7 protein-coding genes are annotated in these 12,062 nt (G+C 40.5%); 6 read left to right on the top strand and 1 reads right to left on the bottom strand.

The annotated features are described in order from the left end of the window. Positions 1-111: 111 nt before the first annotated feature. From HUW48_RS22635 to HUW48_RS22625, 3 genes are all read left to right on the top strand, one after another. On the top strand, positions 112-1,053 hold the full coding sequence (locus tag HUW48_RS22635; RefSeq protein WP_182413094.1) for a PorP/SprF family type IX secretion system membrane protein: 942 nt from the start codon (positions 112-114) through the stop codon (positions 1,051-1,053). A 34-nt stretch (positions 1,054-1,087) separates the two neighbouring features. Further along, positions 1,088-3,067 (top strand): OmpA family protein, encoded by a 1,980-nt coding sequence (locus tag HUW48_RS22630; RefSeq protein ID WP_182413093.1) that lies wholly within the window; start codon positions 1,088-1,090, stop codon positions 3,065-3,067. A 67-nt stretch (positions 3,068-3,134) separates the two neighbouring features. After that, positions 3,135-4,145: a toll/interleukin-1 receptor domain-containing protein gene (locus HUW48_RS22625; RefSeq protein WP_182413092.1), complete on the top strand. Its 1,011-nt coding sequence runs from the start codon at positions 3,135-3,137 to the stop codon at positions 4,143-4,145. Between the two features lie 228 nt (positions 4,146-4,373). Here the strand turns inward: HUW48_RS22625 and HUW48_RS22620 are convergent, their stop codons facing one another. Continuing rightward, positions 4,374-7,550 (bottom strand): protein O-mannosyl-transferase family, encoded by a 3,177-nt coding sequence (locus HUW48_RS22620; protein ID WP_246343584.1) that lies wholly within the window; start codon positions 7,548-7,550, stop codon positions 4,374-4,376. 278 nt (positions 7,551-7,828) lie between these two features. Between HUW48_RS22620 and HUW48_RS22615 the strand changes: the two genes are divergently transcribed. The 3 genes from HUW48_RS22615 (at position 7,829) to HUW48_RS22605 (ending at position 11,954) form a co-directional block, all read left to right on the top strand. After that, on the top strand, positions 7,829-9,091 hold the full coding sequence (locus HUW48_RS22615; protein ID WP_182413091.1) for a sensor histidine kinase: 1,263 nt from the start codon (positions 7,829-7,831) through the stop codon (positions 9,089-9,091). 112 nt (positions 9,092-9,203) lie between these two features. Continuing rightward, positions 9,204-9,905: a response regulator transcription factor gene (locus HUW48_RS22610; protein WP_182413090.1), complete on the top strand. Its 702-nt coding sequence runs from the start codon at positions 9,204-9,206 to the stop codon at positions 9,903-9,905. A gap of 306 nt (positions 9,906-10,211) precedes the next feature. Beyond that, complete coding sequence (locus tag HUW48_RS22605) at positions 10,212-11,954, top strand: S41 family peptidase (protein WP_182413089.1); 1,743 nt, start codon at positions 10,212-10,214, stop codon at positions 11,952-11,954. Positions 11,955-12,062: the final 108 nt, after the last annotated feature.

Below are 12,062 nucleotides of genomic sequence, written 5' to 3'. Positions count from 1 at the left end.
AGTATAGTTAACAAACAGCTGTACTTTTTTCAATAAAGGCCTTTTTATGAAGAACAGAGTGGCAATAACATAGCATAATAGCTGAAATTCAGTTTAGAAATATTTAGATGTATGCGGAAAATTTTACTAATACTAATTGGTTGGTTGGCAAGTTACGGTGTTTGGGCGCAGCAGAATGCCCAATATACCCAGTACATATTTAATGGTTTAGGAATAAATCCGGCTTATGCGGGGAGCAAAGGTTTGATTAATGTAAATGGCATTTATCGCACGCAATGGGTAGGCCTGGAAGGCGCGCCGACTACCCAAACTATTAGTGTAGATGCAGCTATTGCCAAACAGAAAGTAGGAGTAGGACTTTTATTAATTAACGACCAGATAGGGGCTCAGGGGCAAAAAACTGCCTTAACCAATACAGCTTTTCGGGTAAGTATCAGCGAAAATGCCCGTATTGCTTTAGGCATTGCGGCAGGTATTTCGGAGTATTATACCGATGGCACCAAACTGCACCCCAACGACCTGAACTTTGATCCTAGTATTCCTACTACTAAGGTTAGTACAATTTTACCTGATACTAAAGCCGGTTTATTTTTTAATACCGATCGTTTTTACGCAGGTTTATCGGCTTCTAATCTGATCCGGTTTAAAAATAAATTTATTGTAACACCGGCCCGGCACTTTTATCTTACTTCTGGTTATATTATCCCGTTAAATGATTGGCTTACTTTTAAACCCAGCTTTTTATTGAAAGAAGATTTTAAGAGCCCCACAAACATTGATGTAAATGCCTTTATGCTAATTGGGGACCGTATTTGGCTGGGGGGCTCTTACCGGACTGGTACTAAGCTCTTTAAAAACAATTATCAGGAATTGGACGTAGCCAATGCCTGGGCGCTGGCTACTGAAATTTATCTTACCGAAAAAATTAAAGTGGGCTACGCTCACGATTTTACTTTAACCAGCTTACGGGATTATGCCGGGCACGAACTATCTTTAGGTTTTTACTTTTTCCGGAAAGAAGAAGGCAGAACGCAAAGTATTCGTTATTTTTAAATTTTTAGTCCGGTGCTTGAACAGGACAAAATACATGAACTTATATTTCAGACTTACTTTAACTTTTTTCATCCTGCTGGTCTGGGTTCATAACCCGGTACAAGCACAAAAGGTAACTTTGAAAGAAGCAGATGCTTTATTTAGCCAATTTCAATATGCTTTAGCATTACCGGCTTACCAAAAGTTATTAAAAGATCAAAAACCAACCTTATATCTTACCCAACGCATTGCCGAGTGCTACCGTCAATTAAATAATTCCAGGGAAGCCGAACAATGGTACAACCGGGTAATTCAGTTTCCTGATTTTAAACCCGATGCCCTTAGATACGCAGCCGACGCGGCGCGTAAGAACGGTAAATACGACCGGGCTAAATTGCTGTATGAGCAATTTGGCCAGCGAGTTCCGGCTCAGGCTAGCCTGGCAACTCAACTGGCTGCCGGTTGCGATAGCGCCCAGTTATGGTTACTAAAGCCAGAACCGTACGAACTGCAAAAACCAGAAAACATTAATTCTCAGAATTCTGATTTCAGTCCGGTTATATACCAAAATGATTTGGTCTTTACTTCTGACCGCCCGCAAGATAAAAGTAAAAAAGTTTCTGGCTGGACGGGGAATCCCTATCCTAAAATTTATTTAGCTCCTAAACAAAATGATGGCCGCTTTGGCTCACCGGTAGCTTTGGGTGCACCGATTAATAATCAATACCATAATGGTTCTGCAACCTTGTCCGCAGATGGGCAAACGCTGTATTTTACCCGCATTAATCAGGTTAAAACCGAAGTAAAAGAGGGCAATACCGATCCGTTTAGTTGGGTAAAGTTCGATAAACCAAAGTCTATTGTAAACCGCCTGGAAATTTATATTGCCCGGAAACAAGGTGATAACTGGGGCGACCCAAAGCCATTTGCGTACAACAAAACCGGTTCATACTCGGTAGGGCACCCAGCCATTTCCCCGGACGGTAATATACTTTATTTTGTATCGGATATGCCGGGCGGCTTGGGCGATACAGATATTTACTATTGCACGAAACAGGCAGATGGCTCCTGGAGTAAGCCGGTTAATGCGGGTAAAGAAATTAATACGGCCGGTAAAGAAGTATTTCCAGTAGTTGTCGCTACCAATAAGCTATATTTTTCTTCGGAAGGACATCCGGGTATGGGTGGTTTAGATATTTTCTCGGCCGAAGGAAAAGGTGCTACCTGGAAAAATGTAAAAAATTTAAAATATCCGCTTAATTCTTCTGCCGACGATTTTGGAATTGTATTCGACCAAACCAAAGAAGCCGGTTTTCTTTCTTCTAATCGAAACAGCGATAATGGCACCGACGATATTTACGCGTTTAAACTGGTACGGTCGCCTTGTTTAGTAGCCGGTAGAGTAATTGAACGCGTTCAACAGAAAAAAGGAGAGTTCACAGAAAAACCAGTAGCCGGAGCACTACTTCGCTTTAATTTAGCGGGTGACACCACCGCACGTAATATTTATTCCGATGCGCAGGGTAATTTTACTTTTCCGGTTAAAACCGGTCTGGCATACACATTACAAGCTAATAAAGAAGGGTATTTAGTTAAAACTACCGACCTCACCCCGGATTGCCCACCGGAAGCAGATCAGGTAAAACTAAGTATTGTTTTAGATCGCAATACAATTAACAGTACCATTATTCTGGAAAATATTTATTATGATTTTGATAAGTATGATATTCGACCGGAAGCCAAGCCAGAATTAGATAAACTGGTACGCATTTTACAAGATAATCCTACTATCCGGATTGAACTGGGTTCCCATACGGATAGTCGCCAAACCGGAGAATATAACAGAAAGTTATCGCAATTACGCGCCGATGCCGCCGTGAACTACATAATCTCCCAAGGCATTGATCCTAGCCGTTTAACTGCGAAAGGTTACGGCGAAACGCAACTGCTCAACGGCTGCAAAGACGGCGTATCCTGCTCCGAACTCGAACACCAAATCAACCGCCGCACTGAGGTTAAAATTCTGAGTAGGTAAGTGATGTGTTTAGAAACCTTAAGTTTGTGATATACTACTGCTGCCAGCAATTTTAAACTACCGCTATATGAGTTACATCTATGACATCTTCTTAAGCCACAATGGCGCTGACAAACCTTGGACAGAAAAGTTAGCTTACGATATTGAAAGCAATACTGAAGGACGACCGTTGAAAGTCTTTTTTGACAAATGGGATATTAAACCAGGAGCTAATTTACCTGAAGAACTTGAGAAAGGTTTAACAGGTAGCAGGTTTCTTGGGTTAGTTATGTCCCCTCAAGCTTTTAAATCAGATTGGGTTGCTTTAGAACGTTCTACTGCAATTATGCGTGACCCAGCAGCAAAACTTAGGACAATAATTCCGTTACTGCGAAAACCTTGTAACATACCTTCTATCCTGACACCGTTAATCTATATTGATTTTACAAACGACAATAATTATAATGAAACACTTCAGGAACTAGTAAATGTTTTGAGAGACAAAGATGCCGTCAGAGGAGGACAAAAATCATTTGAGACAGTATATCTGCAAGAAGATAAAAGACTTTTAGAAAATCATTTGACAGCATTTGAAAGACCAGCATTTAGAACATCTTGTATTTGGGAATTATTCCTTCGTCAATTAAATGAAGCAATAGATGATACCCAAGCTGCATTAAATACTGGAAAGTTGTTTCGACGAGATAAAACGTTAGTAGATGAATATTCGAAAGCGTCAGAATTTAAAACGAAGGAGTTTAAAGACAGCTTTAAAAAAATAGCAGTGCTTTTGTCCGAATTGAAGACGATTGTTACGCTTTTTGGTGATAACTTTTATGTGGACAATCCCGACTATAAGCATCATGATAACTTTTATGCTATGCTTATGGATTTGGGAAGAAAAGGGAACAAATCAAAAATCCGTAAAGCAGTAGCTGATATGGATCTGATTGACACTAAAAGAAACGAGATTATAATCATTATCAATAATCTACTTGCGGGAACGGGCAGGACATTAGATCTGATTGAACTTTCGAGCGACATAATCAAAAGGGGATACATAGGTGGTGCTGACTTGATTGCAAAGCATATCCAATAAAAAGACTGCTGGCAACAGTGTGTTTATAAAATTGTGGCTGGACGTTAGTCATTCGCCTATAAATCACTATTTTGCTTTTGTGGCTAATTGAAGTTGACGTTTTTCAAATGCCACAACTTCATAAACATTTAGACGTTATTACAAATTTCAAAAAGATCAGGCCTCCTTATTACCTTCAGATTCTATTATTCTAATTTTCTTTAAAAACTATTTCCTTTTACTTAACTCTTATAACCGGTTATAATAAGTCATAAATAAATTCTCTAATTCTGCCGCTTTTTGCTTTTGGTTTAGGTTATGAGCTGTTACCGTTAATTGTTGCAGAGTGAGCAGGTTTATTTGAATTTCGCGGGTAAACACAGAATTAGTATCGGTTAAATAATATTGTAGTGCCTGAGTAGCCCGCTTGGTTATTGTATCCCGAATAGCTTCACTTTTTTCTTTTTCGCCGGTTTTGGCCAGTAGTTCGGCTAGTTGTACGGTTTGGTAATCGTAAGGCAACGATTGGTCGGGCAAAACTGTTAAGCAACGATTAATTATATTTCTAGCTTGAGCGGCATCACCAGCCATAAAATAAGCTTCGGCTAAAACATAAAATTGTTGGCGGTAATTGGTAACCAAGGTAGCCTGATAAGTTTCGTCGTAAAAAATACGCGGGTTCTGCAAATTGCGCCATTGGAATTTCTGCATCAGGTTTTGGTACATTATTTCTTTCGCTACATAAGGTTCCGGTTCCGGATTAGGGTTTAAGGCGGGGAGTAAACGGTAAGTCATGCCTTCGTTTTGCAGGTAAGGTTTAAAGTACATGAAATCATCCTGGTTCAACGTAGATGAAAAATAAACCGGTCGGTGCCAGTTATTAGTAGCAAGAATATCAAAAATTAGTAATTGCTTTTTCTCCATTCCATTTTGCGAAATTTCCCAATTCATCTGCTCAACTACTTGTGCCTGGCGGTCTGCCGGAATAATACCTTGTTGCAATACCGCTGCTTTGTTAATTGGTAAAAAGAATTTTTTAGTCGGAAAAGATAAAAACATTCGTCCATCCTGAGCCTGAACCTGTAATGCCGGGTGATTGTGTTTTACCAGGGAAATAAACTGGGTTACATCCATGCCATTCGCCACCTGCGGCTGAGCTACGTAAGGTAAATAGCTATTTGTGCTAAACTGGTATTGTTCTTTTTCCAGTGAAATAGGTAAGGGAGCCGAGATATAGGCGGGCCGCTTCATCTGACTAATGTACCAATCAGTGTTTAAGTAGCTCAGCACAATCACCCGCACATCCGTCCGGAAACCTTCAACTTCCTGGGCGTACCACAACGGGAAAGTATCGTTATCTCCATTCGTAAATAAAATTGCATTGGGAGCGCAAGAGGCAAGAATATTACGGGCCATATCCGTCGCAAAATACCGTTCAGAGCGGTCGTGGTCGTCCCAGTTTTGTTGAAGGAGAAGAATAGGTATGAGTAAGCCTAAAGCAGCAGCTACGGCTATCGGAATTACTAAAGATTTACTAATTCGCCGGAAACCATGTGCTAAAGCTGGTACGCCCAAGCCTATCCAAATAGCAAAGGCATAAAACGAACCCACAAAGGCATAATCCCGCTCCCGGGGTTCTATAGGCGGCTGATTCAGGTAAAAAGCAATGGCGGCACCGGTAAATAAGAACAATAGGCCTACCACCGTAGCATCCTTTTTCTGACGCCGGTAGTGGTACCAAAAGCCGAGAAGCCCTAACAGCAGGGGTAAGGCATAGTACGCATTTCGGGCTTTGTTGGTGGCAATATGGTACGGCAGTTGTTGGTTACTTTTCCAGGGCCAGTTAACTCCTGCGTGCTGAATATCACTGTCGCGCCCCACAAAGTTCCACAGGAAATACCGCCCGTACATGTGGCTTAACTGGTAACGCAACAGGTATAATAGGTTTTGCCGGAAGGTAGGCGGTATATTCTTATCAATGGTTACCCATTTTTGGTATTCATTTAAATGGCTTGGTTCTTTACTATAGAGCCGGGGTAAAAGCTGCAAACCTTTGGGGTCGTAAATGGGTACAATTTTGTAATCGGCTACTTCATATCGCTCTTTTCCTTTTACATATTCCGGTTTACCTTGTTCCTGGTCAATTAATTCGGTGGCGTATTGCGGACCGTACAATAGTGGGCGTTGTTCGTATTGTTCCCGTTTGAGGTAGGCAATAAAGCTGAGAATATCTTCCGGATTATTTTCGTCGAGTAAAGGGTTATAGTTGGAGCGAATAGGAATTATCAGGTAAGAAGAATAGCCAACCAGGATAAAAATAAAGCTTAGCAGAAGCAGTTGCGCTACTGGTTTTTGTTTTTGATGGGCCCGGCGCAATCCGTACAAAAGCAAGCCTATAAACAGCAAACTGAAAATTACTAATCCGCTCCGGAAAGGTAACCCAACTGAATTGACAAAGAATAACTCGAAAGCCCCGGCTAAAGTAGGTAGACCCGTAATAATACCAGTCATAAATAGGCCAATCAGCAACAGGCTAATAGCAAAAGTAAGTGCTGCACCGCGCCAGGTAAAAGAATAATGCCGGTAATAGTAAATAAAAGCCATAGCTGGAATAGCCAGCAGGTTAAGCAAATGCACTCCAATAGAAAGCCCCATTAAATAGGCAATAAGCAAGAGCCAGCGGTAACCCACTTTAGGCGAAAAACTGCTTTCCCATTTCAGCATGGCCCAAACCACAAAAGCCGTAAAGAAAGAAGATAAGGCGTATACCTCAGCTTCAACGGCCGAAAACCAGAACGAATCGGAAAAAGCAAAACTTAAAGCACCTATAACGCCGCTGCTAATAATTAAAAATATTTGCCAGTTGGTAGGAGTAGTTTCCGATTTTAAAACAGCTTTTCGGGTTAAAATAGTAATGGTCCAGAACAAAAACAGCACGGTAAAAGCGCTGGCTAAAGCCGAGATACTATTTATCCAAAAGGCAACTTTGGTTACTTCTCCTAAAGCCAGCAATGAAAACATGCGGCCTAAAAGCAAGAACAAAGGTGCACCGGGTGCGTGCGGTACCTGCAATTTATAAGCTGCGGCAATAAACTCGCCACAGTCCCAAAAGCTGGCAGTAGGTTCTAAGGTAATTAAGTAAACGCCCAAACTGAAGATACACACGAGCCAACCAATCCAATTATTAATCTTATCAAACTTGGGTATGGGGGTAGTCTTACCGTCATTACTATTTTTAAGCAAAATAGAGCCGAACGGAATTAATAAACCAATTACAACTAAAGCCGGACCAACAGTTAGCCCTAACACTCCAAAGCCATAAGGTTTATCATCTAGACACATAAGTATAAAGCCTATAACCAGAATACTCAGTCCAAATAGTAAAATCAGGTAATTACGTTTGCTAAATAAAACTGCCGGTTGCATGTACTTCAAAGTTTGTGTTGTATCAGCAAACATACCCGGCAAAAGCAAGCACCCTGGTTAATGATTTGTAAAAAGATGTTAATGAAATGTTAAAAAAAACCGGAATCTGATTTAATAGCTTATTTTTGATAGTAAATGGAGTTAACGCACTGCTTTTTAGAAAAGTAACTAGCTTGATAAAGCAGTTTATTGCCTGTTAACGCAATGGTTTATTTATATTGTAAATTGAAACGTTTTGAATTAAATACTTAAGCTCCGGAAAAGAAAAGATTAAAACTATGAGCCGCAGAAAAATCAGAATAATTATTGTACTGGCTACAGTAGCTTTAGGAGGCTTGCTAACTGTGCAGTTACTGTGGTTGAATAAAGCTTTTAAATCCGAAGAAAAGGAGTTTAATCTGGCAGTGCAGGTGGCCATGAGCCAAACAGTGCAGCAATTAAATCCGGTAATAACAGTTAAACCAATTAAGCAACTAACTTCCAGTTTTTTTCTGGCCGAAGTAAATGCGCCGGTAAAAGCCCAGGAACTAGATACTTTACTGCGCCAGGAATTTGCCCGCCGGCATTTAAGTATTCCTTATGAATATGGCATTTTAAATGCCGAAGATGACACACTGGTTTTTGGAAATTATGTACCGGCAACTTTAAAACTGAAGCAAGTTGCAAATTATCAAGAAGTTACTATTCAAACCGCACCAAGTGGTCATTATAATTTTGTGGTGGCTTTCCCCACTAAAACCACGCATATTCTCAGCGAAATGCAGCTCTGGCTTTACTCTACTTTGGCTTTACTAATAGTAATTGTGTTTTTTGCGTATACTCTCCATTCTATTTTGCAGGAAAAACGGTTATCTGAGCTAAAAGCAGATTTTATTAATAACATGACCCATGAACTGCAAACACCCATTACTAATATTGCTATTGCCAGCGAGATTTTAAAAAACGTCGACTCTAATTTATCAGCTGCTAAAGCGCAACGTTATCACCAGATTATTTTTCAGGAGAACGAGCGGTTAAAATCACAGGTAGAGCAGGTGTTGCAAATGGCCGAGTTAGAAAGAAAAGCTATGAGCCTTAATAAAACCAGCATTAATGTACACCAACTGCTCCAAGATAGTTTGCAACGGCTTAGCCTGCGGTTACAGAAACGCTCGGGCCAGGTTACCTGCTGTTTAAACGCCGAAAAAGCAACCATTGAAGCCGATAGCCTGCATCTGACTAATGCTTTGTATAACTTACTCGACAACGCCGAAAAATATTCGCCGCAAACACCTAATATCCAAATCTCGACGCGCAACTACCAACAGGGCATTTTAATTTCTATTGCCGATAAGGGCCAGGGAATCCGGAAAGAAGTACAACAATTTATTTTCGACACGTTTTACCGGGTGCCTAGCGGTAATATTCACAATGTGCGGGGTTTTGGGCTTGGGTTAAGCTACGTTAAAAATATTATTCAGGCACACCAAGGTTCTGTTCGAGTAAAAAGTCAGGAGAACCAAGGCAGCTGCTTTGAAGTGTATTTACCGTTTCGCGCTTAAGGTAAATAGTAAATTTGTCAATTTGTTGGTGTCTAGGAATATAGTAAAGGTAATTTAGGTTTCTACTACAATAGAAATCAAAGAGTCAATATTTAAGCAAAGCTTAATAAAAGTGATACGCATTTTACTCGTAGAAGACGACGAAAACCTAGGCTTTCTGGTACAGGATAACCTGGAAAACGAAGGCTATACAGTGCAGTTATGTGCCGATGGCCTTACCGGATTGCAGGTATTTGCGCAACAAACTTTTGACTTGTGTATTCTGGATGTAATGTTGCCCGTACTGGATGGTTTTACCCTGGCCGAGGAAATTCGTAAAAAGAATGCTTTTATTCCTTTCATTTTTCTGACGGCTAAAGCCCAGCCCGACGACCGGATTCACGGTTTGCGCTTAGGTGCCGATGATTACCTTACCAAACCTTTTCGCCTGGAAGAGTTAAACCTGCGCCTGAAAGCAATTTTAAAACGCACTACCCAAAGTACTGCTAAACCTAGCCCAAAAACAACTATAGCTTTCGGCAAAAGTCAGCTCGATTACCCTAACCTTTTGTTGTGGGTGCAAGATAAAAAACAACAGCTCACGCAAAAAGAAGCTGATGTGCTCCGGATGTTATGTTTAGAGTTAAACACCATTGTAAAACGCGAGCTTATTTTAAAAACCATTTGGGAAGACAACGGCTATTTTGTGGCCCGGAGCATGGATGTTTTTATTTCTAAACTACGCAAATACCTGCGTCCCGACTCATCGCTGCGGATTTCTACCATTCACGGGGTTGGGTATAAGCTGGAAGAACTAACCACGGTTGCAGGTTAAGTTACGGCTTTGTCAAGTTTGTTTTCAATGTTCGTTTAACCGCTTTATATCCTTATTCGGGTATCTTGCTGTTCCAGTCCATCTGCTATTTATTTGTAATCTGTAAAAAAATGTTCGGCGAGTAGGGTATAAAAAACGCAATTGTGTGTCTATAAAGAAAGATAGTTGTAAGTAAATAAAGGTAAGAATGACACTTTAAAACAAATTCGTGTAATTTTAAGCGGGGCTGTTTTACCTAATTTTTTCTGTACAATATTACTTTTTACACCAGGTTGTTTCTTTTATGTTGCGGCATTTGTTCGGGTTATGAAAAAATATTTATTCTCTTCGTACCACAAGGTAATTTATAGCTATCTGCTCTTATTCTTACTTGCTTTTTCTTTTGGGTTTACCGACCGTTACTTCGAAATAGCCAAAAACCTGGATACGTTTGCTTCTATCTACCGGCAGTTAAACAGCCATTACGTAGACGAAGTTAGCCCCGCTGACTTGGTACGCGAAGGCATTGATGCCATGCTCGGCTCCCTTGACCCTTACACCGAATACATTCCCGAATCTGATATCGAAGATTTTAAAATGAATTACGTGAGTAAGCAATACGCGGGTATTGGAATTTCAGTGTTTACCCGGAAAGATAAAATTATAGTATCGGAACCATACGAAGGCTTTTCAGCGCAACGGGCAGATATCCGGGCTGGTGATGAGATTTTGTCAGTTAACGGTATATCTGTAAAAGGGCGGGGAAGTAGTTCGGTGAGCGAAATGTTAAAAGGGCAAAAAGATGCTCCGGTTAAACTTGCCATAAAGCGCTACGGCGAGAAACAACCTTTAGAAAAAACAGTTTTACGCGAAGTAATTACTTTTAATAATGTATCCTATACGGGCTTGCTGCAAGACAGCATTGGTTACATTAAACTCGATAAGTTCCTGGAGAACTCTGCCCAGGAGGTAAAACAATCTTTATTAAATCTGAAGCGGCAACACCGGATAAATGCATTGGTTTTGGATTTACGCGGTAATGGCGGTGGTATCGTGCAGGAATCGGTAGATATTGTGAACTTGTTTGTAGAAAAAGGCAATAAAATAGTTACGCAAAAAGCAAAAATAAAAGACAAAGACATGGTGTACAAGGCCACCTTAGCGCCGGTAGATCCGCTTATTCCATTAGTAGTATTGGTTGATCGGGGTTCTGCCTCTGCTTCGGAGATTGTAGCGGGTGCTATTCAGGATCTGGATCGGGGTACTATTATCGGAAACCGTACTTTTGGGAAAGGACTGGTGCAGCAAACTATTAATCTGCCTTATAATTCGTTGTTAAAAGTAACGGTTGCTAAATACTATACACCCAGCGGCCGATGCATTCAGGCCTTGGATTACGCACACCGTAACCCGGACGGCAGCGTTCGAAGAGTATCCGATTCGTTAATGGCGGAGTATAAAACCACCAACGGCCGATCTGTTTACGATGGCAATGGCATTTACCCCGATTTAGTTACTAAAGAGAAAAGCTACCACAACATTGCTTATAGTATCATCAGCAAATCTTTACACTTTGATTTTGCCACCCGTTACCGCATGACCCATGCGTCCATCCCTTCGGCTCGTTCCTTTAATCTGAGCGATACGGATTTCCAGGAATTTACTAAATACTTGTCTGATAAAGATTACAACTACACTACCAAGAGTGAGAAGAACCTGGAAGAGTTAAAAAGTATTGCCGAAAAGGAAAAGTATTTTGAGGATATTAAACTAGAATACAATGCCCTGAAAAATAAGCTGGTACAAAACAAAAAAGATGATTTAAGCCGCTGTCAGGATGAAATAAAAGAGATTTTAGAAAGTGAAATTGTATCGCGTTATTATTTTCAGAAAGGTCGTTTGGAGACTTCGTTTAAAACCGACGTAGATGTAAAAGAAGCTATAAAAGTACTTACGGATAAAAACAAATACGTGGCTATTCTAAAAGGTCAAGGACCCTATAAAGTAATTGGGAAACCTAAAATGGAAGCCTTAGTAAATGCCGGTAAGAGCTCGTTAAACAGTAACTAGAATAATTTGCGTGCCGAGATAAAGATAATTATAAATTAAAGCAGGAAACCCCTCCTGATTGACTCAAATAGACAGTAATAACAGGATAAATAGAACTTTACCTTTCTG

Origin of the sequence: Adhaeribacter radiodurans, assembly GCF_014075995.1 — a bacterium.
Classification (GTDB): domain Bacteria; phylum Bacteroidota; class Bacteroidia; order Cytophagales; family Hymenobacteraceae; genus Adhaeribacter; species Adhaeribacter radiodurans.
The sequence above is the reverse complement of the archived record's forward strand: the minus strand, read 5'-3'. Positions and strand labels throughout refer to the sequence as shown.

Bases quoted from the DNA above. Each gene is read 5' to 3' on its own strand.
- HUW48_RS22635 (WP_182413094.1), top strand. From the start codon at position 112: ATGCGGAAAATTTTACTAATACTAATTGGTTGGTTGGCAAGTTACGGT.
- HUW48_RS22630 (WP_182413093.1), top strand. From the start codon at position 1,088: ATGAACTTATATTTCAGACTTACTTTAACTTTTTTCATCCTGCTGGTC.
- HUW48_RS22625 (WP_182413092.1), top strand. From the start codon at position 3,135: ATGAGTTACATCTATGACATCTTCTTAAGCCACAATGGCGCTGACAAA.
- HUW48_RS22620 (WP_246343584.1), bottom strand. From the start codon at position 7,550: ATGCAACCGGCAGTTTTATTTAGCAAACGTAATTACCTGATTTTACTA.
- HUW48_RS22615 (WP_182413091.1), top strand. From the start codon at position 7,829: ATGAGCCGCAGAAAAATCAGAATAATTATTGTACTGGCTACAGTAGCT.
- HUW48_RS22605 (WP_182413089.1), top strand. From the start codon at position 10,212: ATGAAAAAATATTTATTCTCTTCGTACCACAAGGTAATTTATAGCTAT.